This is a genomic window from Maribacter sp. PR66 (assembly GCF_028464205.1).
GTDB classification, from domain to species: Bacteria; Bacteroidota; Bacteroidia; order Flavobacteriales; family Flavobacteriaceae; genus Maribacter; species Maribacter flavus.
This window is the reverse complement of sequence record NZ_JAQPCH010000001.1, coordinates 358,429-383,457: the sequence shown is the minus strand read 5'-3', so window position 1 is coordinate 383,457 and position 25,029 is coordinate 358,429. Positions and strand designations below refer to the sequence as shown.

The following is a 25,029-nucleotide window of genomic DNA, read 5'->3' as shown; positions in this document are numbered from 1 at the left end:
CAAAATCCCTATTGGCATGCTAAGGTTCGTTAGGATAAAAATCGTCGGGTAAAAAAAACCTTACTTGAAATTCTTGATAAGCTGGTAGGAAAATGAAATGATTTCCTTGTAGTTATCCTTGCTGATTTTCTCGTCTATTCCGTGAAAACGAGACATGCTATCCGGTCCCAACCTAATGGGATAAAATCGGTACACATCGTCCGCGACTTCGTAAAAATACCGTGCATCCGTACCTCCCCCTACCAATCCAGGCACCACTACGCTGTTCGAGAATTGGGTACGTATGGTCTGCTCCAGTATTTTATAGGCGTCTGAATCGATGCTCGATACTTCAGAAGGATTGGTCAAAAACCCTACAGGTTCTACCTTGATCTTATCGGAAATGGTGTTTTCAATATGTTCCTGCACCGATGCTATCGTCTCGCCGGGCAATATCCTAAAGTTGATGGTCGCCTCGGCTACCGTGGGGATTACGTTGTTCTTAACGCCGCCGCTTACAATGGTAGGGGCCGTAGTGGTGTGGGCGTTCAATGCTTCCAGTATGGGGTCCTTGAACAGCCAAGGGTTAGCGAAGGCCATTCTTTTAAAGAACGGGAGTTCCGCGCCCATATATTCCAGTTGGTAATCGATGGGTTTCACCAGTTTGTAGGGCAGTTGGTTGTTTTCCAGGTCCACAATGGCCTTTGCCAACATTCCAATGGTATTTTCCTTGGGCGGTTGGGAACTGTGGCCCCCTTTGGTTTCTACAATAAGCCTAAAAGAGGCAAATCCTTTTTCGGCCAGGTTGACCATGGCTACGGTCTCAATACCGGGAACTAGGTTCTCCGCCAAAAATCCGCCTTCGTCCAAGGCCATGGCCGCGGTAACGCCTTTTGACTTTAAATGCTTTGCGATTTCGGCGGCACCTTTGCTGCCCCCAACTTCCTCATCGTGTCCAAAGGCCAAATATATCGTCTGGGAGGGTACAAAGGACTCCTCCAACAGTTTTTCCACGGCCTCCATAAGACCGATCAAGGTTCCCTTGTCGTCCAAGGTGCCACGGCCAATGACGTGGGTATCGGTAATCGTACCGGCAAAAGGCCATGCCTCCCAGTCCGCGAGTGTGGGCTGGTCCACGGGAACCACATCTTGGTGCGACATTAAAATAACCGGCTTCTTGGAAGCATCGGAGCCTTTCCAGGTGTATAGCAGGCTATAGGTATTTATCTTCTCAAGGGAAAGATTTTTATGCACTAGGGGAAAGGTTTCTTCCAAATACCTGTGAAAGCCAAAAAAGGCGGTCGAGTCCGGAATGGCGTCCTCGCTAAAGGAAATGGTCTCGTATTGCAGTCCCTTCGAAAGGTTTTGAAAGATATCGTCTGGGAGCTCTATAGTTTCGGCAGTGCCCGGGGCCACTTGTTTGGAGCCCATTTGTAGGGTGTTAAAGACCAAAATGCTTGCAATGACAATCAGTATCAGCAGTAAAAATAGTAGTATTTTTTTCATAAGGTGGTGGTTGTTTAGGAATAACTTGTTTGGTCTCTCTAAAGGTATGAAATTCTGGAATGGCTCAATACGTAAAAGTGAACTGCCAAAGGCTAAGAATTATGTTTTTAATTCAACTAAAAGAACTTGTTTTTTTACCTCAGTTCTTTGTTAGCAACTGGCTTTTATTTATTGCGTTAATTGTTTCGAAAAATATATTCTTCTGTGTCCTTTTGGGAAACCTTTTATTTCTCCAATTGGTTTATATCCGTTTTTCAAGTAAAATTCCTCTGCTTGAAAATCAAATGTGTCAAGCATTGAAAATTCCGCTCCTCTTTCAATAGCTATTTTTTCGATGTATCTTAAAATTTTAGTTCCAACTCCTTTTTTTCGGTATTCTTCTTTTACCCACAGGATTTTTATTTCGAGACCATTCCAATATCCAAGTCCACCCAATATTCCACCAATCTCAATTCCGTTTTTATCTTTTGCTACAAACTCCAAACGAGTCCACATATCAGCAATTGCAGAAACTTTATTCAGGTTGTATTCATTAAGTCCGTCAACGATTTTCTTTATATTTTCTTTTTTGCAAGATTCAATAGTAAATTCAATTTCTATTTCCATGTGAGTACTATAGCTTGTTGCTAACGGTCCGGCTATGATTTGTGGCGGCGTTGGAAATCGTTAGATTTCCAGCCGTGGCAAATCCAGCCGTTGATGGTTTTATAGTTTGAAGTTAACGAATTGCAGCTATAAATTATAGCCCTTGTTGTAACACGTTTTTTTTATTTGTCCACCCAAAAGACCTCCTGCTATAAAAGTCGGAATAAAGCCAAATAATAGTATCCAAAAGAATGGCTTGTAGTAGTAATCAACAACTGCTTCGTAAACACTGTCGTTATTCATAAGTCCCTCTTCAACAAATCCAACGGTTGAACCGCCAAAAACTCCACAAATTAAAATTACCATAAGTCCAACCATTCCGACTAGAATAGAATTCCATTTTCGTTGGCAAATCAGATTTTGCATTTTAATTGCTATGTAGTAGCCAGAAAGAAATAAGGCTGTAATTCCAAGTGCAAAATTTAAAGGAAAGTCCAAGATAAAGTCAATTAAATCTTTTATTGGGTTTTTAGCTCCAGTCAAAAGCCAAAGGAAAATCAAAATTGCAATCAAAAGATTTATTCCAATTGTTAGGTATGTATATTTTACCGCTTTGTTCACAATAATAAGTGCTCGATTTTGGGTTTTAGAATTTCGTTATAAATTCCATTTGAATAGTCGTCAAAATTTGAATAACAACCTATAAGCCTACCGTCGGGGAAGGTGACACAATATTTTGAATTTAAAGCTAAGGCTCCAAGCTTGTTCTTTGCTCTATATCGAAGTAAATGAACTATGGGGTAACTGTCCTTATCTTGTAGAATCTCATCTTGTATTTTTTTAATTCCCGATTCCTTCTGCAAATATTCTTCAATAGTAAGTTCTTTTGGTTTTCCGCCTATAAAAAGCTCATACTCTTCAAAACTTAATTGGCTGGAGGAAATATCCACGATTTCAAAGCTATTAGGGTCATGAAGATTCTTCTCAAAATAAGTAGCTATTTCTTTCGGCAATTCTGAAAATGGATTTGCACACGAAACAAAAAGAAGTACTATAAATAATGTTTGTTTATAAAATTTCATAGGTGAAATTAAATGTGTTACAACTTGTTTATATGGATGTAAAATACATCTATATACCTCCAATATAGGAATAAAACAGATGAAAGCTATAAAAGATTAAAATCAAGGTTGGTCAGTGGAAACTAGTTTTAAATTGGTGTCTACCGCATTGGGCGAACTAAGCTTAAAACCTTAGTTTCCCGTAAAGTTGATGAGTTCCCTACGGTAGGCAGTCAACAATTTGGACTTGGAGACAAAGCCCAGATATTTGCCGTCCTTGACTACTGGTAAGTTCCATGCCCCGCTATCCTGGAACTTTTGCATGATTGCTTGCATCTTGTCCTGCCCGTAAAAGATGATCTCCGGTGGTTTTTGCATAAAGGTAATGGCCTTGGTGCTTTTGTACAGGGTGGTATCGAACATAAACTCCCGTATATCGTCCAGCAGGATTATGCCCACCAAGGCTTCCTGGCTATCCACTACGGGGAAGATATTTCGGGTAGACTTGGCCACGGATTCATGGAGCATTTCGCCCAAGGTCATGTGTTGGTCCACCTTTTTAAAGTTCATCTCAATGAGGTCGTCCAACTGCATCAGTGTCAGTACGGCCTTGTCCTTGTTATGGGTGAGGAGGTCGCCGCGTTCGGCAAGTTCCCGGGTATAGATCGTATAGTCTATGGTGTTTTTTGTGATTAGGTAGGAGATGGATGCCGTAATCATCAGTGGAACAAAAAGACCGTAGCCTCCTGTGATCTCAGCAATGAGGAAAATCGCTGTGAGGGGCGCGTGCAACACCCCGGCGATGAGTCCGGCCATGCCAATGAGCGTAAAATTACTCTCCGAAACCGAGAAGCCCAATCCCAGATTGTTAATGACCTTCGCCACCACGTTGCCCAAGGCACTTCCCATCACCATGGTGGGTATGAAGATTCCCCCCGCCCCGCCGGCCGCCAAGGTAGTGGTCATGGCCACGGCCTTGAAAATGGTAATACCGAACAACAGGGCGATGACCACCCAAATATTGTCCAGGAAGGCGTCAAAAGGTGTCTTTCCAAGGGCCTGTATATGGTTGCCGAGCAATAGGTTGTTGATAAAGCTGAAACCTTCCCCGTAGAGCGGTGGTATCATGTATAGCATGATGCCTATGGCGAGTCCGCCCACCAGGAGCCTATATTTGGGACTTTTTAGCGGTTTGAACAACTGCAGGATGCCAAAGTACATTTTGGTAAAATAGATGGAGGCTACTCCCGTCCCTACTCCTAGAACGATGTAAAAAAGCGTATCCTTCACCGCAAAGGCACGTGAAATATTGAAGGTGAACAATACCTCGTTGCCCAAAAAGAAGTAGGAGGTAAGCACCCCCGATATGGATGCCAATAGCAGGGGCAGCATGGAGATCATGGTAAGGTCCATGCTAAAGACTTCTACAGCGAAAATGATGGCCGCGATGGGGGATTGAAATATGGAGGCGATGGCACCTGCCGATGCACAGGCGATCAATAACGAGCGGGTCTTGGCACTGATGTGGAACAATCGGCCCAAATTGGAGCTAATGGCCGCTCCCGAAGCTACCGCGGGACCCAAAAGTCCTACGGACCCTCCAAAACCAACGGTCAACGGGGCGGCGACCAGTTGGGTCAGAATCTGTTTTCGGTCAATGATGCCTTTCTTTTTGGAAAGGGAGAACAGGATGGAGGACACGGCGTGTTTCAAGCGTTCCTTGTGCACAAACTTTACGTAGAGATATACCAAGGTCAACCCGATAATCGGCAGTATAAAGTATAATTGGTTACTGGAGAAGATGATGCCTCGTTCCAGGGAGGCTTCAATAAAATAGGTAATGTTTTTTAGGGTGACCGATGCCAGGCCCGCCAACAACCCTACTACAACGCTAAGGATGTAGATGAACGTTTTCTCGGAGATATGCTTGTACCTCCAAATGAGCAAACGCTTTAAGAATGATTTGTTTTGGGTTGGCATAGTAATACCTTGAATTGAAGGAACGTTCAAAGGTATTTAAATAGTGTTTAATTCCGATGGTTCTTTTTTTGTCATCTGAGTGGAGCTCAGCGGAACGAAGAATCCGTTGTGTGTCTAGTACTCTCAAAAATAACCTGAATTTCTATGGAAATTCGTTTCTAGGATAGATACTTCACTACGTTCAGTATGACAATCGTGTCTGTTAAAGATTCAACTTCAAATGCAATTCCTCCAACTGCGCATTGTCAATGGGGGCAGGAGCATCGATCATAACGTCCCTACCGCTGTTGTTTTTAGGGAAAGCAATAAAATCACGGATGGTTTCCTGTCCGCCTAAAATGGCTACCAATCGGTCCAAGCCAAAGGCGATTCCCCCATGGGGCGGTGCACCATACTGGAAGGCATCCATCAAAAACCCGAACTGTGCCTTGGCCTCCTCTGGGGTAAATCCTAAATGTTTGAACATAATCGATTGGGTCTCCTTGTCATGGATACGAATGGAACCTCCTCCAATTTCGTTCCCGTTCAACACCAAATCGTAGGCATTGGCGCGGACCGCCGCCGGGTCTGAATCCAACAACTCCAATTGCCCCGGTTTTGGGGAGGTGAATGGATGGTGCATGGCATGGTAATGTCCGGTTTCCTCATCCAGTTCCAACAACGGGAAATCAACGACCCATAAAGGTGCAAACTCATTGGATTTCCGCAAGCCTAATTGTTGTGCTAATTCCATACGGAGGGCGCTCAATTGGGTACGTGTTTTATGTGTTTCCCCAGATAGTATACAAATCAAATCTCCAGGTTTGGCGCCCGTGACTTTAGCCCATTTGGCAAGGTCCTCTTGGTCGTAAAACTTGTCTACAGAGGATTTGTAGCTACCATCTTCGTTGCAACGGCAGTAGACCATTCCCAATGCCCCAACTTGTGGTCTTTTGACCCAGTCAATCAGCTGGTCTATTTCCTTTCTGGTATAGGCGTTTCCACCGGGCACGGTGATACCAACGACCAGTTCGGCATTGTTGAATACATTAAAGTCTTTATGTTGGGCCACCTCGTTCAATTCCCCGAATTCCATCCCAAAACGGATGTCCGGTTTATCGTTCCCATATTTTTCCATGGCCTCGTCATAGGTAATTCGGGGGAAGGTATCTACTTCCACCCCGTTGATTTCCTTTAAAAGATAACGGGTCAGTCCCTCAAAGACGTTCAATATATCTTCCTGCTCCACAAAGGCCATTTCACAATCTATCTGAGTAAACTCCGGTTGTCTATCCGCCCTGAGGTCTTCGTCCCTAAAACACTTTACGATCTGGAAATATTTGTCCATGCCGCCCACCATTAACAATTGCTTAAAGGTCTGTGGGGACTGCGGAAGGGCATAGAACTGACCTTCGTTCATACGGCTGGGCACTACGAAATCACGTGCGCCCTCTGGGGTGGATTTTATCAAATAGGGAGTCTCTATCTCTATAAATCCTTGTTGCGAAAGGTACTTTCGCACCTCCATGGTAACCTTGCTTCGAAAGATGAGGTTGTTTTTTACCGGATTTCGGCGAATGTCCAGATATCTGTATTTCATGCGAAGATCCTCACCGCCATCCGTATCGTTCTCGATGGTAAAAGGTGGAGTTTTGGAGGTGTTAAGTACAGTTAGTTCCTTTACCAGTACCTCAATATTCCCTGTAGGGATCTTATCGTTTTTGGAAGCCCTTTCAATGACCGATCCTTTTACTTGGATAACGAATTCCCTACCTAGGTTTCGGGCGTTTTCCAAGAGTTCTGCAGAAGTGCGGTCCTGATCAAATACCAATTGGGTAATCCCATATCTGTCGCGTAGGTCCACCCAAACCACAAATCCCTTGTCACGGGTCTTGTGCACCCAACCGGACAAAACAACATCGGTATTTATATGTGAATCCCTTAATTCCCCACAGGTATGGCTTCTGTACATAAGTATCGGTTTATAAAAGAAAGGGCAAATTTAAGAAGTCTTTGTTGATTAGAAATTTATTTATTCCATCCCTTTTTTAAATTGTAAGGAAGGGTATAATTGTTAAAGTTAACATTGTAAGTTTCTAAAAAACAGATACCTATCTTTTTAATGTAAATTTAATGTTAAGTAAATGTTACCTAAATATTGATTTATAGTAAAATAATGCTACATTTGTAACGTTAATGTTATGTCGAAGGTACTTAATTAAAAAATATATATTATGAAATGCCTGATATTAATGTTTGTAAGAACATCATAAAAGTTTCTGGCATTGCATCTGACAATTGAAAAACAATAAAAATATAAACAGATGAAACGTTTACTGATAATCGCCATTTTAGCACTTTCTTTCGGTGTAAATGCGCAACAGATAGCTCCCAAGTTTGAAAAAATAGGGGAAAAGGTAAAAGCCACCTATTTCCATGCCAATGGGGAAATTTCCCAACAAGGTTTTTTCCTGAACGAAAAATTACAGGGAGAATGGATTATGTACGATACTAAAGGCGAAAAAATTGCCATGGGTAACTACGATAAAGGTGTTAAGACCGGTAAGTGGTTGTTTTGGGAAGGTGAAATTGTTAAAGAAGTTAGTTTTGACAACAACAAAATCGCCAGTGTAGAACAAATGAATGTGAAGGAGTCCGTCGTGACCAACTAGTGTCTCCTTTTAAAAAATAAAAAGCCCGATACTTTTGTATCGGGCTTTTTTGTTGCGTGCCATTTATAACACTATTCAGAAATCATTGTCTCTTTTTTATATTCTGTTGAACGAAGACCCCTTAACTTGATTTTAATTCGGTAAACGATATTGAACAATACCGGTACAATGATCAAGGTCAAGAAGGTGGCTACCAATAGGCCGAAAATAACTGTCCATGCCAAGGGTCCCCAGAACACCACGTTATCCCCACCAATGTAAATATGCGGGTTAAACTCGGAAAAGAGGGCAAAGAAATCGATATTCAAACCAATGGCCAAAGGGATCAATCCCAACACGGTGGTAATAGCGGTCAAGATTACGGGGCGCAAACGTGCCTTACCTCCCTTAACGATGGCTTCGGTAGCTTCGGGCAAGGTCAAAAGGTCCTTGTCGTCCATGCCCAATTTTACCTTTTTTCGGTCTACCAAAATCTGGGTATAATCCAGCAGTACCACGCCGTTGTTCACCACAATACCTGCCAAGGATATAATTCCCATCATGGTCATCATGATCACAAAGGACCAACCGGTAATCATCAATCCACCAAACACTCCAATAAAGCTTAGGAAAATGGCAATCATAATAATCAAGGGTTTTGAAATCCCCCCAAATTGGAATATCAATATCAACATGATGAGTCCTAGTCCGGAGAAAAAGGCACCGATCAAGAACATCTGCTGCTTGTTCTGTTCCTCGATCTCCCCGGTATAATCCACCTTTATATTTTCCGGCATGCCCTCAAACTGCTTCATTTCCTCCTGGATTTGGGCAACGATGGCCGCGGCGTTCCCCCCGGCTTTTAACCCCGAGTAAACGGTAACCACCCGGTTACCATCACGGTGTTTGATCGCACTGAAGCCGGAAGTATTGGTTTCCTTGGCAACGGCGGAGATGGGAACTTCCTTTATCTGTCCGCTTGCGGGATCCCTAAAAATGATGTTCTGGTTGAACAGGGCACTTTTATTATACCTTAGATCTTCGTTGAAACGAACGTTGATGTCGTAATCCTCCCCGTCTTCCTTATAGACCCCGGCCTTTTCGCCAAAAAGCGATCGGCGCAATTGGTTCCCTACCTGGCCCACGGCCACGCCCAGTTCCCCGGCCTTTTCACGGTCCACGTTCACGCGCATGGCGGGCTTGCTCTTGTTGACATCGATTTTCAGTTCCTCGATACCTTCAATGTTCTTGGTGTTCAAGAAATTACGGATGTCCTCTGCAGTGCTTATCAACTGATCGTAATCCCTGCCTTCCAATTCAATGTTGATGGGAGGGCCCGCTGGCGGACCGTTGGCTTCTTTTTCAACGGATATGGCCACCCCGGGATAAATTCCCGCTACGGCCTCCTGTACCTTGGCACGGATATCCTCCGTATTCACACCATCACGGTATTTGAATTCCGCAAAGTTTACGGTCACTTTTCCCTTATGAGGCATTTCTGCAGATGAACCACCATCTGTCAGTGGGTTTCCGGCCCCTTCGCCTACTACGGATACCGCCGAGGTTACGATGAAGTTCTCCCCATTCTTTTTGTATGCGGGGTCGTCCATGAGTCCGTATACCTGTTTTTCGACTTCCTTGGTGATCTCGTTGGTTTTTTCGATTGCGGTGCCTTCTGGGTATTCTATGTAGACATAGATTTCATTGGGTATGTTGTCCGGGAAAAATTCCACCTTGGTCCTGCCGGTGCCCAACGACACGCCAAAGAGCATGAATACCGCAATCAACAAAAGAAAGGTGAGGCCAAAATACCAGTACACGTTTTTGCCCCGTAAAGCATGCTCTAGACGTCTCTCGTACCAATCCTCAAAACGGGACATAGTGTTCTTTTGAAATCTCTGCGCAGCTCCCTTAATTACATATTTGTAGACCCAAAACATGATTCCGGTTAAGATCAATACTGAACCCAATCCGCGCATGGCTCCACCAAAAATCAATATTAGGGCACCAAACCCACCTAAGATGATGCTCAAACGGATCAACTGTTTTTTGGTAAGTTCCTTTTCACTGGTATTCATGAATTGGGACACCAACATGGAGTTCATAAAAATGGCCACAACCAAGGATGATCCCAATACTACGGATAGCGTTATAGGAAAATACTTCATGAACTGACCAAAGATTCCGGGCCATAGTCCTAGCGGAACGAAGGCCGCTACCGTGGTTGCCGTTGAAATAATAATGGGATAGGCGATTTCACCAATACCCTTTTTGGCAGCCTCTATTTTGGGCATACCCTCGTCCATGAGTCGGTATACGTTTTCCACCACCACAATACCATTGTCCACCAACATACCCAGTCCCATGATCATCCCAAAAAGGATCATGGTGTTGAGGGTGTATCCCAAGGATGAAAGAATCATAAAGGACATGAACATGGACATTGGGATGGCGAATCCAACGAAAAGGGCGTTTCTGAACCCAAGGAAGAACATCAATACGGTGACCACCAGAATGATTCCGAAAATGATATTGTTCACCAAGTCGTCCACCTGATTCAGCGTTCTAGTGGAAGAGTCGTTGGCGATGGATATGTGCAGATCTGCCGGAAAGTAGTTTTGCTGCTCCTGTTTCACGATTTCCCTAATCTTGTCCGCCGCTGAAATGGCGTTCCTACCGGCACGTTTCTTCACGTCCAACATCACCACATTATCCCCAAATTCCCGGGCATACGTAGTTTTGTCCTTTTCCTCAAAGGTAACCTCGGCTACATCCTTTAAATAAACCGCACCGTTTTCTGATTTTACCACAAAGTTGTTCAGGTCACTGGGATTTTCGATCTCCCCCAAAACCCGGATCGTTCTTCGTTGTCCACTGGCCTTTAAATTTCCGGCGGATATGGTCATGTTTCCGTTACCGATGGCATTCAATACATCCTGAAAGCTGATCTTGGCGGCCATCATTTTGTAGATGTCCACGGCTACCTCCACCTCTTTTTCCTGGGCCCCGCGTATATCGGCCTTTTTGATTTCCGGAAGGTCCTCTATTTCATCCTGAAGATATTCGGCAAATTCCTTCAAACGCTCCACCGGATAATCTCCGGTAAAATTGATGTTCATGATGGGTACTTCCTCAGAGAAGTTTAGGTCGAACACATTCGGTTCTACCTTGGCACCATTGAAAGTGGGCCAGTCCTCACTGGCCTTCTCCGAATCCACTTCGTCCTTTACGTTCTGTTTGGCCTGTTCCACGGTAATTTCCTCATCGAATTCAACCGTAATAATGGCATAGTCCTCTTGGGAAGTGGAAACAATTTCTACTACGTTGCTCACGTTTTTGAGTCGGTCCTCCAACGGGTCCGTTATCAATCGTTCAATATCCTCCGCGGTATTCCCGGGGTAGGGGGTGCTGATGTAGACCTTGGTCTCCACGATTTCCGGGAAATCCTCCCTTGGCATCGCCATATAGGCCGAAAAGCCCAGCCACAGGAAAATGGCGATCATCACATAGATGACCGATGGGTTGTCAATGGCCCACGAGGACAGCTTAAACTCCTTGTCGGCGTTTTTCTTTACTTTATCGCTCATGGAAACTTACTTTTGAATTTTTACTTTTTGGCCGTCCTTTACACTCCGGGCACCTTCCTTGATTACTTGGTCACCCGCTTCCAGACCGGACAATACCTCTGCTTGACCCTTCTGGGTTTTGCCAATGGTTATTATGGTTCTCTTCACGACCGCTTCATTTTCGGAATCGGGATTACCGGCCACGAAAACATATTGATCACCTTCCGCGTTTTCGGAAATAATGCTCGAAGGTATCAAGATGGCATTGTCGCTTGTGTAATCGTTAAGGTTCACCTTGGCGGTGAGGTTTGGTTTGATCTGTCCGTCCTTGTTGGGAACCGGAATTTCAACGCTGAACGATCTATTGGCGGGATTGATAAAGTTTCCGGTTTCCCTGATTTGTGTTTGGATGCTGTCACCCAAAACCGGGAAATACACCAAGGCCTCCTTGCCTTTTGAGATGGCCCCTAGATACGTTTCTGGCACATCGACCTCTATGAACATATCGGAAAGGTTTACGATGCGGAATACTTCCGAACCCGGACCGGGTGCAACAACCGTCCCTTGATCTTTGATAACATCGTCAATAATACCAGAAAAAGGGGCCCTAATGGACGATTTCCCCAATTGACTTTCCGCTTGTTTTACGGCATCCTGTCTGGCCTCGAATTCGGCCTTCGCCGATAGGTATTCGATTTCAGACCCTATCTGTTGGTCCCACAGCCTTTTCCTTCTTTCAAAGGTGGTTTTGGCCAGTTCTGCCTGCGTCTTTAACTGGGAAAGCTGGCTTCCCATGCCGCCATCGTCTATGGTCGCCAATAACTGCCCCTTGTTTACGCGCTGCCCTTCCTTCACGTATACCTTTTGCAAGGTACCCGCCATTTCTGGATAGATAAGCACGTTCTGTTTGGTGCTTACATCGCCCTGAAGTTCCAAGTAGTGATTGAATACTTGGGGGTTTGCTTCGATCGTATTGACCAAGGGTAGTTTTTCTTCCGTACCAAATTTCAATATGGCGGAATCCAACTGTGCCAATTGGCTTTCCAGTTCTTTTTGTTGGGTTACCAGCTCGTTCTTTTTGGCCCGTATCGCTTCCAAATCACCCTTTTCTATAACACCCGTTACGGATTGGTTTTCGCCCCCGCAGGATGCTAGTCCTAGTGAAATGGCCAGAAAAAGTAGTTTTTTCATAATACTATATTTAATTGATTGATTGCTTAGGATTGTTTGTTTAGAATGATTTCCAGTTCCGTTTTCTTATTGATGACGTCCACCATGAATTGTAGGTATTCCTGTTGGGCCGTATACAATTGCGTCTGCGCCTGCCTTAGCTCAAAACTACTGGCGAGACCTTCCGTATATTTGATTTGGTTCTTGTTTTCTATACGCTCTGCAAGTGCCAGGTTTTCCTTGGAGGTCTGGTATTGTTCAATGGCCAATACGTAGTTGCTTTTGGCATTTTCTAATTGTAGACGTATTTGTTGTTCTGCCTCCGTTAACTGGGTCTTTGCCTTTTGCATAGCGATTTTGGCTCGCTGGGTGCTTGCACTTCGCTTTAAGGAACTAAAAATGGGGATGCTTAGATCAATGCCAAAGGAAGAAAACTCGAAATAGTCCTGGCCCCTATCAAAAAAAGTAAATTGATCCCCAAAGGAAAGCGCACCGTAGCTTACAAAACCATTTAGGGTGGGCAGGGCCCGGCTTCTGGCCAATTTCCATTCAAAATACCGCTGTTCGTTGAGGTTGAGGGCAATTTTATAGTCCACGTTTTCTTCAAGGTTCAAATCGGTTTCCATGATTCCCAAGTCGATTTGTTCTTGGGTGAGGTTTTCCAAATCCTCCTTTAGTTGGGTTGGGGCATCCAGATCCAGTCCCATGACCACGTTCAGCATCTGAAGGGTAATATCTTCCAATCGTACCGCGTTCTTCAACTGGTTTTCAATGGATGACAATGTTATTTTTAGCTGGTCCACGCTTTCTTCATCACTAAGTCCGTTCTCAAACAGTTTGGTGGTCTCATAGAGATTTTTGTCCAAGGTTTCCTTGTTTCGCTGTAGAATTGCGACGCTCTCTTTCGCCAAAAGGACATTTCCATAGGATTCTACCACCGCTTTACGAACTTCTTGGGTCGTTTTTTCATTGTTATTGGCACTGTAACGTAAAAAGGCCTTGGTCGCCTGCACGCCTACAATATAGGAGCCGTCAAAGATTTTCTGGCGTAGTGTGGCGGAGGCATTTACCTGCTGGGGTTGCCCAAAGACCACCTCCACAAAGGTTCCAGGTTCACCACCGGCAATTTCGCCCGGCAACTGCACTACTTGTTGTATCAATTGGTTTTGGTAATTGACCGCACCTGATATTTGCGGCAACCCGTCCGCAATGGTTTCCCATTTTTGTTTTTGGGCATCGATGAGGTCCCTATCGGCATTGATGGCACTATAGTTGTTTTCGAGTGCAAAGGCAATGGCCTCCTCCAATGTAAAGCTATAGGTTTCTTCCTGCGCATGGCCCAATACAAAGGCCATGAGCGTAATTAAAGTGATTAGTTGATTGCGCATTTATTGTTGATTTGAATTGATGATCTCGTTTAATTTTTGTCGGCCTTCCGGGGAAACGATACCTCTTAAGTGATATTCCAAATAAGTTTCCATTAAAAAAATGGGGGAAAAACGATCTAAGGGGAACATAACTTGGTCTTTTATACTGTTCATACCGGCAAAATAAATGCGGGCAATGAACTCAACATCCAAGTTGGGTCTATAGAGCCCCATTTCCATGCCCCTTTGTATATTTGAAGTGACACAGTGCTGCATCATCTCAAATTGCATATCCTTGAGTTTCATGTAGATTTTAGGATAGTACTTCATTAATTGGTATTGGGGGGATGTCTTCTCGTCTTTAAGATGGCTAAGGACATATTTTTTAATTTCAAAGAGTTCCTCGATAGGGTCTTTTTCCAACTCGGTTATTTCGTTGATTCCATCACTCATGGAACAGAATTTGCCCATGACACAATCTTCGACCAAGGCAGTTTTGTTGCTGTACTCTGAATAAATGGTCTTTTTGGAGATGCCCATGGTATTTGCTATATCGTCCATGGTGACACTCTTGAACCCATAGTTCAGGAACATATCCGTTGCCGTTTCCCTTATTTTCTCTTTCATAATAGGTGGCAAATGTAGGGCAGGAAACTTTAAAAACCGAAAAAGTTTCCAAAGTTTTACAATTTATTAACAAACGGTGGATTCAATGGTTCGTGGCTGGTAGGAAGCGGGGTTCAGTGAGATTCGCTTCTTGTTCCTCCATCCTGGGCGTATCCACATTCAAGCTCCAAAAAAAGGCTTTGTTTAAAATATTATACTTTTTTCTAGGGTTGGCTTCCTTCTTCATTTTGTTCCTCTTTTAGTCGATTTACGAAGTTTTTATAGGCAATTTCTCCCTCTTCCTTCCAAAAGGCATCGTAATGCTCCCATTCTGAAAAATCCCTTCGCATGGGTCTGCATCGGTTTTTGAAGAATTCTTTTTTCCTGGATTTTTTCCTTTTGTCATGGCTGCCTCCGCCACCTCCAAACCCAAAAATTATTTTGGACAATAACAGAATACCCAAGGCCTGCCAGTAGCCCACCCTAGGTAATCCGAATAAATATGGCATCAACCAGTTCCACAAGTACATAACTACATAACCCACCAAAAATGCAATTCCTATACCCAGCAGTACAAAAAAGAAGATTTTCACTCCTTTTTTTACCGATTTCTTTACGGTGTTTTCCACCTGTTTTTCAATGTTTTTGCTTGTTTCCATAACTCATGTGTTTATTTTTTCCGATTTTAATTTTTTCAACAAAATGGACAGGGCCCTATGTCTTCTTGACATCAGTGTTCCAAGTGATATACCGGTCTGGTTCGCTATTTCCTTGTAGGTGTATCCTTCAAAGTCCACTGCAATGATGATGTCCCTATAGACCGGTTTCAGCGCTGCAATGGCTTCTTTCAGCTTCTCTTTCAATTGCTCTGGATAGGTCTCCTGAAAGTCATCCTGAAACAGATTCGTGAATTCCGTCCATAGAATTTCCAAGGTTTCCCCATCATCTACCCGATCTTTTTTAGTGCGCATGATATCGATAATCCTATTCCTGATGGCGTTGTAAACAAACCCGCCTATATTGTGAATGGGCAAGGCGTCCAAAGGCCTGGAGAAAATCCGTAGCGCAACATCCTGAATAATATCCTCCGCGTCACTTTCTGCCGTGTGCCTTATTTTGGAACGCACATAGCCCTTCAGCGAACTGTATTCTTCCTCAAAGAACTCGGTTAGGTTGTTATTCTGTTGTTTTCTTGAAACCACTGATGGTTTTTCTTTAGGTCCTCACTACTAGAGACGACAGTTTTAGAAAGTATTGCGTTTTTTTTGGAATATTTTCTTTTAACATCTGACGTATTTGTTCGCTTTTTGTAACAATGGATGTATTTTTGAAAAAAAACTGCATGCAATCCATCGATTTTTATAGGTCGGAATTCATTTCTTATATGGAGTCCAAATTTGTGTTGAAGGAACCTGTAAATCTTTACGAACCCATTAACTACATATTAAAATTGGGAGGGAAACGCCTTCGCCCAGTTTTGGCGCTGCTAACGGCCGAAATTTTTGACGGGTCCTATAAAAATGCCCTCGATGCCGCCCTGGCCATAGAAGTCTTCCATAATTTTTCCTTGGTACACGACGATATCATGGATGCCGCACCCGTGCGAAGGGGCCAGGCGACCGTACATGAAAAATGGGATATCAATACCGGGATATTATCGGGCGATGCCATGCTTATCTGTGCCTACCAACTTTTTGAAAATTATTCACCGGATACGTTTCGGGATTTGGCAAAACTCTTCAGTACAACGGCCCTGCAGGTCTGCGAGGGGCAGCAGTACGATGTTGATTTCGAGTCCAGGGAAGATGTAAGGTTTCCGGAGTATTTAAGAATGATCGAATACAAAACGGCCGTTCTGGTCGCCGCCGCCATGAAAATGGGCGGTATCGTGGCGAATACCAGCCTACGGAACCAGGAACATATTTACAATTTTGGGTTGAACCTGGGCATCGCCTTTCAGCTTCAGGACGATTTTTTGGACGTATTTGGGGATCCTGAGACCTTTGGAAAACAGGTAGGAGGCGATATCATCGAGAATAAAAAGACAATTCTCTTCATTAAGGCCTTGGAATCCGGTTCAGGATCGATTAAAAAGGAACTTTTGGACCTGTATTCCATTCAACCTGGTGACCCAACGGATAAAATCGAGGCCGTAAAGACCATATTCAGGGAGAGCGGAGCTGCGGAATCCACCCAAAATGCCATTGAATCCTTCACTCAAAAAGCCTTTCTTATTTTGAACGATTTGGATATAACCGATTCCAAAAAGGCCATTCTCAATCGGTTTGGAGAGAACCTGATGCGCCGTACGGTTTAATCCAAATTTTTCTATTGCATTTTCCGGGTTTAAAAAAGTCGTTTAAAGATTGCCTTGATGAAGGGTATGTTGGGGCATCCAGAGATAAATTGGAGCTCTTCCCCAAAACTCGTCTCTTCGTCCAGAAACTTGAAGATCAGTTCTGGTTTTCTTTTTTTGAACAGGCTGGTGAAAATTTCATGCCCTATCGCGTTATTGTTATAAAGCACGTCCAGAAGCAACAGATCGTAGAACCAAAATCGTTTTTTTTGCCCTAGGGCGTGTATAGTGTTGTCCGACTTCAAATTGGACACCAACAACGGAATTTTCTTGGAAGACCCCATAAAGGTGTAGCCTGTACTGGGTTTGGCCCATCCGCCCGCGGTTCCAATACGTGTAATCCTACCAGAATTGCGTTGGGTAAAATCATGGCAGGTCATGGGGATACTTCCCTGTTCCTGCTCCAGGATTTCGAAAGTATCGCATTGTAGATTGGTACGGATGTAGTCCCTAAGGGCCGCTTCATAGTCGGATTTTGGCAGCACCTCTTTGGAAAAGAGCGTGTACTCTACGAGGGCCTCGTCTTCCTTAAAAGGTAGTACGTACATAAACCGTGTATTTCCTTTTTGTGGAACGGAAAAATCCATGTACGTCGCCTTTTCCACCTCAAATACCGGCTTTGGGGTTTTAACGATCCATCCCACAAAGTGTTGTTGAAGCAGGGGGTATTTTTTATCGGCCTCCAGCATTTCATAATGAAACCGACTGTCAAAAACCTGCTGGCACGTATATTGGTTTTCTTGGGTATGGACCGAAACCGAACTTTCCGATTCCTTTACTTCGATTACCGATTCTTGTTGAAAACGGATATTGGGATACCCCTCAAGTTTTTCAAAATAATGCGCGTAGAAATCGATGCCCCGTACCATTTTATAGGAGTAGGGGGCAATGTCATAGCTTTTGGAAAAATCCTGCCCCTTGAAAATAATCTGCTTCCATTTTTTATACAAGATGTCATCAAATGCTCCATCGCCCTTTTCCCAAAAACACCAGGTACGATCGTTGCTCTTTTTGGCGTCCCTATCCAAAAGGAGGATGGACTTTTGGGCAAAAAACGAATCCTTGCCCAAGGCATGGGCCAAAAGTAGTCCAGAAGCACCTGCTCCAATGATGATGTAGTCGTAGTCCAATTTGGCCATACCCAAAAATAGGGATTTCCGTATCCAACTTTCAAAATTCTACTGGGTATTAATTTATCCGGTACCTCAGACCCAGAAATCCCCGTATGCCCTGATTGGGACCATAGACATACGAAGGGTCAAAGGTAAGGGCATTGGGATTGTTGGGTGTGGCAACGGGAATGCCGTTGGAATCGAACACCACCTCGCGGTCGAAGGGGTCGTTGGCACGGGCGATGATAAAGGGATTGCCTCGGTTTGGTGTCCAGTCCAACAAATTTTTAATTCCGCCATAGATTTCCATATCCTTAAGTCCCTTGTACGTAAATTGAACGTTCTGTATGCTCCAAAGTGGGGAATAATCGCTTCGTGGGTCCGTTTCGCCCAAGGTGGGAAGTCGCATAGGGCCATACAGATTTCCGGTATAGTCCACCGTTAGTTTTAAATTTTGAAACGTATAGCCCAAGTTCCAAGTGCCGGTGTAGCTTTCCGTAAGTATCTGCCTGGTTTTTATACTATTTTCCGTTTGGCTGACATCCTGAAACGTTGCACCGAGCAAAAACTTGAAACCACTGGGAAAGACCACATCCAAATTGGCACTTATACCTTTAGATTCCGAAAAACCGTCCAGATTGTCATAGATGATCTGGTTGGGATTGGTATCGTAATCAGGTAAGATGGCATTGCTGAACCGGGTATAGAAGGCCGATGCGTCCAAACTTGCGAACGTACCATTGGAACCATATATCTTTTTAAGATAGTTCAGGTTCACGTTGACGGAACGTTCCGGTTCCAAAGCTTCGGTTACGATAACGTCCCGGGCACCGGTCAATGCGGCATGGTCTTCCGTGAATAAATTCACTACCCGGAACCCCGTACCCGCGTTCAGGCGTAGTATATCGTTATCCGTTATCTTAAACCGGTAGGCAGTCCTGGGCGTGTAAATCGCCCCGTGCCGATTGTCATAATCGTATCGGAGTCCCACTAAAAGGGAATGTTTGTTGGCCAAGGCCACTTCGTCCTGTAGGAATAGGCTAGGAATCCAAACTTGGTCCGCAAGGGTTGTTGCCGGAGTATTGTCGTTGTAAAAATTGTATCGGAGGGACGTGCCCAGCAAAAGATCGTGCCTGCCCACTTTTTTGTCCCAGGTCATTTGGGCAAAGCCAATGCGCTGATCCGCCAAATACGGGGTATCCCCGTACACCGAATTCTGACTGTGGTCATTGTACGAAAAGGAGAACAACACTTTTTCCTCCAGGGGTAGCTGATATTTCCCCAAAACTTCCCATCGGCTGGTGTAGATACTCTCACCATATATTTCATCTCCTCCACGAAACTCCGGGGTCCATTGCAGCTCCCCGCCCCATCGGTCTTCATAAAAATAGCGGCCGGCCAGTGAAAATATTCGGTTATCCTTTCGTTGAAAACCCCACTTTTGGAATATGGAGATACGCTCCTGAATCGTTAAATCGGTAAAATTATCCCCGTTGTTATCCACCAGCTGATCAAAATTGAAATAGTTGAGGCCTAGTAGCACGTTCGCTTTTTTCCCTACGTCTATTTTGGCACCCACATCCAGATTGTATTCGCCCCATCCGGTCAAAAAGGTATCTGCGGCGAAATCCGGGGCTTCCAAATTGTTTTTGGTGATAATATTGATTAATCCCCCTACGGCCTCGCTACCATATAAACTGGAGGCAGGCCCTTTGACGATTTCGATCTGTTGGATCAGGGAGTTAGGGATTCCCATAAGGCCATAAACCGTTCCCAGGCCGCTTACAATGGGCATGCCATCGATCAACACCAGGGTATACGGACCTTCCAATCCGTTGATGTGGATATCACCCGTATTGCAGACATTACAGTTTATTTGCGGCCGAACCCCATTGACGTTCTGCAAGGCCTCGAAAATGTTTGCCGTTGGGTTTTGTTTCAGAAAAGTAGTACTATAGACCTCCACAGGAACCGGGCTTTCGGAACGGCTCACGGCTTTAAGGGTACCTGTAACCACCAATTCATCCAGGCTTTCCGCCACTGGGGCCATTTCTATATCGAATACCAGTTGCTGGTTTTTTACAATTGAAATTCGTTGTTCAAAAGGGGCATATCCCATAATGGAAGCGATAAGGGTATACGTTCCGGCATCCACATTGTTAAGGGAATAATTCCCAAATTCATCGGTAGCACTTCCGATTTTGGTGTTTTTTAAATAGATGTTTGCAAAAGGAATCGCCTGCCCCTCAGATGAAACATGGCCCGATACAGTAGCTTCCTGTGTCCATGTCCTAAGACAAAACAACATTAGAAGCATACAGCAAACATATCTAATACACATAAGTCAAAATATTATTTTAACAATTACTAAAAATAAATTTAGACAAAACTAAATATTTGTTTTTGGATATAAAAATGTAATTTAGCAGGATATAAAAAAATAATGACCCTTTCAGAAGAAGATTATATAAAGACCATTTATCATTTGAGCGGAGGGCAGGAAGCTTCCATTTCCACGAACGCCATTGCGGACCAAATGGATACCAAACCATCTTCCGTAACGGATATGATCAAAAAACTATCCGAGAAGAACATGGTGAACTACAGGAAGTACAAAGGGGTTTCCTTAACGGAAAAGGGTAGGCTTACGGCGCTTTCCATTGTTAGAAAGCACCGGTTGTGGGAGGTCTTTTTGGTGGATAAACTGGATTTCGCATGGGACGAGGTCCATGAAGTAGCGGAGCAGTTGGAGCATATAAAAAGTGACAAGCTCATTGATAAATTGGATACCTATTTAGGAAACCCTAGGGTAGATCCGCACGGCGACCCTATTCCATCCAAAGATGGGGAGTTTAAAAAGTCGGTCAAAAAATTGGTCAGTGAACTTCCCGTTGGTTCCGAAGGTGTTTGTGTGGGGGTCAATGATTCCTCCGTCGCTTTTTTGAAATTTTTGGACAAGAACCAAATATCCTTGGGAGATACCTTAAAAATTGTGGAGCGGGAGGATTTTGATGGTTCCATGAGTATCCTGATTAACAAAAGGGAAATGAGGATATCGGACCAAATAGCCTCTAACCTCTATTTGGAAGTATTGGAAAAGAACTAAACGAACGTATATGGATGCTGTTATCACCTATTTTGAATCGATAAACCCTGTGTTGGCTGCCTTGTATGCCACCTTGTTCACATGGATTCTTACGGCGGCAGGAGCCTCCTTTGTCTTTCTTTTCAAGACCATGAACAGGGCCGTGCTGGACGGTATGCTTGGCTTTACTGGGGGCGTTATGGTCGCCGCCAGTTTTTGGAGCTTGTTGGCCCCGGGTATCGAAATGAGTCCGGGCGAGGGCTTTGTAAAAGTAATACCCGCCGCAGTGGGCTTTTTATTGGGGGCTGCATTTATTTTTGGTTTGGATAAAATTCTACCCCATTTGCATATCAATTTTAAGGAAAGCGAGGCCGAAGGTGTAAATACCCCTTGGCATAGGACAACCTTGCTCACCTTGGCCATTACCTTGCACAACATTCCAGAAGGATTGGCCGTGGGGGTATTGTTTGGGGGGGTTGCCGCGGGTTTTGAGGGCGCTTCCATTGGTGGGGCCGTCGCCCTTGCCTTGGGAATAGGGCTTCAAAATTTCCCGGAAGGTTTTGCAGTGGCCATGCCCTTGCGTAGGCACGGACTTAGCCGGACGAAGAGTTTTCTATTCGGACAGGCCTCTGCTATTGTAGAGCCCATTGCAGGCGTTTTGGGAGCCTGGGCGGTACTTACGTTTCAACCCATTCTGCCCTACGCACTTTCCTTTGCGGCAGGAGCCATGATATTCGTGGTCGTGGAAGAGGTTATACCGGAAACACAACAGGATAAGTATACGGATATCGCAACCATGGGCTTTATAGGTGGCTTTATCATCATGATGACGCTGGATGTTGGATTGGGATAAACCGATCTTTCATAGTGGGGCCAAAATAATTTTTCAGGAAATACGCAGTTATAGTTAGTGAACTTTCGACTTGAGTAACGGCGAATTCGTAATGACCCTAACAGCTTAAAAATATGGATTCAAAAAAGAGACATTGGTTTTGGAACTTGATTTTGGTCATCACCATCGTACTATGCGTCTCGGCCTTAACGGTCCATTATAAAAACTGGATAAAGACCGCACCGGACTATATTCGGCTGCTATCCGGGTTTTATTTGGAAAAAGTAGCTTATTCCGACTTGGACAGTGTGATTTTCGTAGAGCGAATTCCGCCCATGATCCGTTTGAACGGTTTTTCCGCCCTTGAGAAGGAAAAGGGCATCTTTCAGGAATTCAAGGATTCCTTGACAGATAAGCAAATCCATGTCTTTGTTGACAATATTTCCCAGCCCAAAATTAAATTGGTCTACAAGGATTCCCTAAAACTCTATTTCAACCTTAAGGATTCAACTGAAACGATTGAGTTGTTTAATGGTTTGCAAGAGAAATTAAATATTGGCAGGCCTAATTAACGCCTTATTGAAAGGTAGTTATAATAATAACACCATTAGCTCCTTGGGTTCCATAGGTGGAAGCATCCGGACCGGAAAGTATTCTAATAGACTTAACGTTAAAACTATCCACGAGGTCGTTCACCGAGTAAAAGGAATTGCCCAAAATTTGTGAATTTACAATGTAAAGAGGTTCCGGACTTCCTTCAGAATTGAATGAATTTGCAGCTTTATTCAGAAGAGGTACGCCATTTCTAATTATGATTCCACTTTTTTTACGAATTCTGTCCAATAAAGGAATATCCGTGCGTTCACTTGATATGGTTTCATTTGAATAATTAGTGCTGGAGCTGTTTTTGGAGGTACCGCAGCTTATAATTACAATTAAAATGCTACAGAAAAGAAGGATGACTGTATGTTTCATGCAAGATTATTTCTTTAAAGATAGCCATTATTAAAAAAGACTTAAGTACCAATATACTTACTGGCAAAATACCGGTATCTTTGAAATAAAGTTATGGTATTACTTTCTCAAATTATAGGTGCGCTTCTTGGATTATTGGGAATTATATTGGGGGCTTTTGGGGCCCATAAGTTAAAGAAATCCTTTTCTCAAGAGCAATTAGTGAGTTTTGAGACTGGGGTCAAATATCAAATGTACCATGCCTTTGTCCTCTTGATGATCGGGTTTAATTACAATCTGGAAACCAAGGCAGAGCAGTACATGGTGCTCAGTTTTATTTTGGGAACCATCCTATTTTCCTTCAGTATTTATGGCTTGTGCGTGAGCGCATCCAAAGGCAAGAAACTTAGATTTCTGGGATCTATAACCCCGCTTGGCGGCCTGTTGCTTGTCTTGGGGTGGGCATTGCTGTTTTATTCCTTTATAGATACGTTGATTTGATTATTGGAATTTCCTGACGGTTTTTCCTCCTGTGCCGTTCAGTCGGGCGCAGCGGTCTTGATTTTCATACCCCTATAACTTTCTTCGTAGTAGTTCAGGCGGTCGACAATCATTCGTTTTCAACCTGTGAGGTAAACTCCTTGATTGCCATATTGGGCTCCATAATGGTATAGCCTTTCCAAAATTCAGGGTCATAATTGGGCATGTATTGGGGCAGCACGTCGTTCTTTTCGGAAAATGCTTTGAACTGGGCCTCCGAGATAGATTCAGTATCGAACACCACCACTTCGTATTTGTTCCTACCATTAAAAGCGGCATCTATTTTCAAATGGAGTTCGTTCTGCTTCCTACGGCCTTTGACATTTTTGTTCTTCTCAATGATCTTCACCGGTCGTTTAAATCCAACCCGGTTTCCTTTTGTGATCTCGTAGTAGCGGAGACTGTAGGTTCCATCGTCATCCTTATCAAAAAGTATACTGCCCTTTGCCAGGTACTCATTTAGGGAAATGCCCAAGAGGCTGAATTTTCTCAGCGGTTCCACATTTTCAAATTCCATCTTGACTAAGGCAAAATCATTGGCGTCTATGTAGAGTTTTCCTTGGAATTCTTCGGAACGTTTCGGTTTAAAATCGATTACATAGAGTGGTTTGTCCCCAATGTAGGTAAAGGTTTCCAAGGTTAGGTCGTATCGGTTGGACTTCCACAGTACGTTATAGTCCGTATCCTTAAAAATGGGCAGGTTGGTGTATAGGTTGGCCAAGGTGCTGCGTTTGTAGTTGGCGAAGAACTTTTTGCGCTCCGTTGTTTTTTCAAGTTCCTTGTTGAGCGATTCCACTTCACTGGAATCCACTTCCTGTTCAAAGAGTTCCTCAGCATCTACCTTGGTCCCGAACAGGCCTGATTTTACCTTGAAATAGCTATCGGTCTTTACGTTCTTTTTGATGATATCATTGAAACGTTCCTCCAGGTTTTCCAGGTCTAAGCGGCTTCTCTTATCGTAGAGTTCAGAGGCCTTTATCAGGTTCAATTTTTGGGCATCGGTATCGTCGTTACCATATAGGTCGCCCAGCACCTCGGTATAATAGGTATCGTTTGATGGGATGGAATTTAGAACACTGTCCAAAAACTGTTTGTTCAAGGCCGGAATAGTGGATTCCTTGATGGTATAGTTAGATTTTTTAATGTAATTTCTGTACGATTCCCTGAGGAACAGGCGCTTTTTGGTAAAGTTGTTTTTATAATTTTTGCCGATGTTTTCTTCGACCAATTCCAGAATTTCCTCCGGCGTATAGTCCTTGTTTGAAACGATCACTTCCTTGAGTTCTATGGCTTTTGGGCTCAAAAGTATAGCCTTGCCCGTAAATTGGTTCAAAGGCTTCCCTATGGATTCATAACCAATGCATGAAATGAAAAGTGAGTCCGTTTCTTTGATGCTTTCGGTCATCAAAAAACTGAATTTCCCTTCTTCATTGGTAATGACCCCATTTTTGTTCAGGATGATGGTAGCATAGGGCACAGGTTGTAAGGTGGTACTGTCCAGTACCGTGGAGCTTATGTTCTGTGAGAACAGTAAGGTGCTAAAGAGTAGGGTAAGACTAGAAATGGCAAAGGTCCGTGTTCTGTACATTGGATGATGGAATGGAGTACAAACTAACTAATCGAAATGAACAAAACCATGTCCTTTTGGATAGTATTGTGAAAGGTTTATTGATTTTTTAACAATGAAGCATATAGAGGGC

At 43.8% G+C, this 25,029-nt stretch carries 22 protein-coding genes; 6 read left to right on the top strand and 16 right to left on the bottom strand.

What is annotated here, in order from left to right:
• Positions 1-60: 60 nt before the first annotated feature.
• From PP181_RS01665 to aspS, 6 genes are all read right to left on the bottom strand, one after another.
• Positions 61-1,485, bottom strand: coding sequence for a M20 family peptidase (locus PP181_RS01665; RefSeq protein ID WP_272635736.1), 1,425 nt, complete (start codon positions 1,483-1,485; stop codon positions 61-63).
• Between the two features lie 168 nt (positions 1,486-1,653).
• The gene (locus PP181_RS01660) at positions 1,654-2,091 is read right to left on the bottom strand and encodes a GNAT family N-acetyltransferase (protein WP_272635735.1); all 438 of its coding nucleotides are present in this window, start codon (positions 2,089-2,091) and stop codon (positions 1,654-1,656) included.
• A 126-nt stretch (positions 2,092-2,217) separates the two neighbouring features.
• Positions 2,218-2,691: a hypothetical protein gene (locus tag PP181_RS01655; protein WP_272635734.1), complete on the bottom strand. Its 474-nt coding sequence runs from the start codon at positions 2,689-2,691 to the stop codon at positions 2,218-2,220.
• Entirely contained in the window at positions 2,688-3,152 is a 465-nt protein-coding gene (locus tag PP181_RS01650) for a hypothetical protein (protein ID WP_272635733.1), read from the bottom strand. Before PP181_RS01650 ends, PP181_RS01655 begins: the two co-directional genes overlap by 4 nt.
• A gap of 171 nt (positions 3,153-3,323) precedes the next feature.
• Positions 3,324-5,111, bottom strand: coding sequence for a chloride channel protein (locus PP181_RS01645; protein ID WP_272635732.1), 1,788 nt, complete (start codon positions 5,109-5,111; stop codon positions 3,324-3,326).
• A 202-nt stretch (positions 5,112-5,313) separates the two neighbouring features.
• Positions 5,314-7,062 carry an aspartate--tRNA ligase gene (gene aspS / locus PP181_RS01640; RefSeq protein ID WP_272635731.1) on the bottom strand — a complete coding sequence of 583 codons (1,749 nt, stop codon included), beginning with the start codon at positions 7,060-7,062 and terminating at the stop codon, positions 5,314-5,316.
• A gap of 352 nt (positions 7,063-7,414) precedes the next feature.
• On the opposite strand from aspS, the gene PP181_RS01635 reads away from it, so the two are divergent.
• Positions 7,415-7,762, top strand: coding sequence for a toxin-antitoxin system YwqK family antitoxin (locus PP181_RS01635; protein WP_272635730.1), 348 nt, complete (start codon positions 7,415-7,417; stop codon positions 7,760-7,762).
• Positions 7,763-7,833: 71 nt separating this feature from the next.
• On the opposite strand, the gene PP181_RS01630 is transcribed toward PP181_RS01635, so the two are convergent.
• The 6 genes from PP181_RS01630 to PP181_RS01605 form a co-directional block, all read right to left on the bottom strand.
• Entirely contained in the window at positions 7,834-11,328 is a 3,495-nt protein-coding gene (locus PP181_RS01630; RefSeq protein WP_272635729.1) for an efflux RND transporter permease subunit, read from the bottom strand.
• A 6-nt stretch (positions 11,329-11,334) separates the two neighbouring features.
• Entirely contained in the window at positions 11,335-12,498 is a 1,164-nt protein-coding gene (locus tag PP181_RS01625) for an efflux RND transporter periplasmic adaptor subunit (RefSeq protein WP_272635728.1), read from the bottom strand.
• Positions 12,499-12,524: 26 nt separating this feature from the next.
• Positions 12,525-13,865 carry a TolC family protein gene (locus tag PP181_RS01620; RefSeq protein WP_272635727.1) on the bottom strand — a complete coding sequence of 447 codons (1,341 nt, stop codon included), beginning with the start codon at positions 13,863-13,865 and terminating at the stop codon, positions 12,525-12,527.
• Complete coding sequence (locus tag PP181_RS01615; RefSeq protein ID WP_272635726.1) at positions 13,866-14,471, bottom strand: TetR/AcrR family transcriptional regulator; 606 nt, start codon at positions 14,469-14,471, stop codon at positions 13,866-13,868.
• A gap of 203 nt (positions 14,472-14,674) precedes the next feature.
• Entirely contained in the window at positions 14,675-15,109 is a 435-nt protein-coding gene (locus tag PP181_RS01610) for a hypothetical protein (RefSeq protein ID WP_272635725.1), read from the bottom strand.
• Between the two features lie 3 nt (positions 15,110-15,112).
• Positions 15,113-15,652: an RNA polymerase sigma factor gene (locus tag PP181_RS01605; protein WP_272635724.1), complete on the bottom strand. Its 540-nt coding sequence runs from the start codon at positions 15,650-15,652 to the stop codon at positions 15,113-15,115.
• 140 nt (positions 15,653-15,792) lie between these two features.
• Here PP181_RS01605 and PP181_RS01600 point away from each other — a divergent pair, with 140 nt between their 5' ends.
• Positions 15,793-16,767 carry a polyprenyl synthetase family protein gene (locus tag PP181_RS01600; RefSeq protein ID WP_272635723.1) on the top strand — a complete coding sequence of 325 codons (975 nt, stop codon included), beginning with the start codon at positions 15,793-15,795 and terminating at the stop codon, positions 16,765-16,767.
• Positions 16,768-16,796: 29 nt separating this feature from the next.
• Here PP181_RS01600 and PP181_RS01595 read toward each other — a convergent pair whose 3' ends face one another.
• Positions 16,797-17,945 carry a lycopene cyclase family protein gene (locus PP181_RS01595; protein ID WP_272635722.1) on the bottom strand — a complete coding sequence of 383 codons (1,149 nt, stop codon included), beginning with the start codon at positions 17,943-17,945 and terminating at the stop codon, positions 16,797-16,799.
• 49 nt (positions 17,946-17,994) lie between these two features.
• On the bottom strand, positions 17,995-20,235 hold the full coding sequence (locus PP181_RS01590; RefSeq protein WP_272635720.1) for a TonB-dependent receptor: 2,241 nt from the start codon (positions 20,233-20,235) through the stop codon (positions 17,995-17,997).
• 126 nt (positions 20,236-20,361) lie between these two features.
• On the opposite strand from PP181_RS01590, the gene PP181_RS01585 reads away from it, so the two are divergent.
• The 3 genes from PP181_RS01585 to PP181_RS01575 all read left to right on the top strand — a co-directional run bounded on the left by PP181_RS01585 (position 20,362) and on the right by PP181_RS01575 (position 22,407).
• A complete protein-coding gene (locus PP181_RS01585) occupies positions 20,362-21,024 on the top strand; it encodes a metal-dependent transcriptional regulator (protein WP_138256429.1) in 663 nt (220 codons plus the stop codon).
• 10 nt (positions 21,025-21,034) lie between these two features.
• Positions 21,035-21,856 carry a ZIP family metal transporter gene (locus PP181_RS01580; RefSeq protein ID WP_138256428.1) on the top strand — a complete coding sequence of 274 codons (822 nt, stop codon included), beginning with the start codon at positions 21,035-21,037 and terminating at the stop codon, positions 21,854-21,856.
• 113 nt (positions 21,857-21,969) lie between these two features.
• Positions 21,970-22,407 carry a hypothetical protein gene (locus PP181_RS01575; RefSeq protein WP_272635719.1) on the top strand — a complete coding sequence of 146 codons (438 nt, stop codon included), beginning with the start codon at positions 21,970-21,972 and terminating at the stop codon, positions 22,405-22,407.
• 4 nt (positions 22,408-22,411) lie between these two features.
• Here PP181_RS01575 and PP181_RS01570 read toward each other — a convergent pair whose 3' ends face one another.
• Complete coding sequence (locus tag PP181_RS01570; RefSeq protein WP_272635717.1) at positions 22,412-22,810, bottom strand: TonB-dependent receptor; 399 nt, start codon at positions 22,808-22,810, stop codon at positions 22,412-22,414.
• Positions 22,811-22,903: 93 nt separating this feature from the next.
• On the opposite strand from PP181_RS01570, the gene PP181_RS01565 reads away from it, so the two are divergent.
• Positions 22,904-23,290 carry a DUF423 domain-containing protein gene (locus PP181_RS01565; RefSeq protein WP_272635716.1) on the top strand — a complete coding sequence of 129 codons (387 nt, stop codon included), beginning with the start codon at positions 22,904-22,906 and terminating at the stop codon, positions 23,288-23,290.
• A gap of 109 nt (positions 23,291-23,399) precedes the next feature.
• Here PP181_RS01565 and PP181_RS01560 read toward each other — a convergent pair whose 3' ends face one another.
• Positions 23,400-24,917, bottom strand: a complete 1,518-nt coding sequence (locus tag PP181_RS01560) for a carboxypeptidase-like regulatory domain-containing protein (protein ID WP_272635715.1) — start codon at positions 24,915-24,917, stop codon at positions 23,400-23,402.
• Positions 24,918-25,029 lie beyond the last annotated feature (112 nt).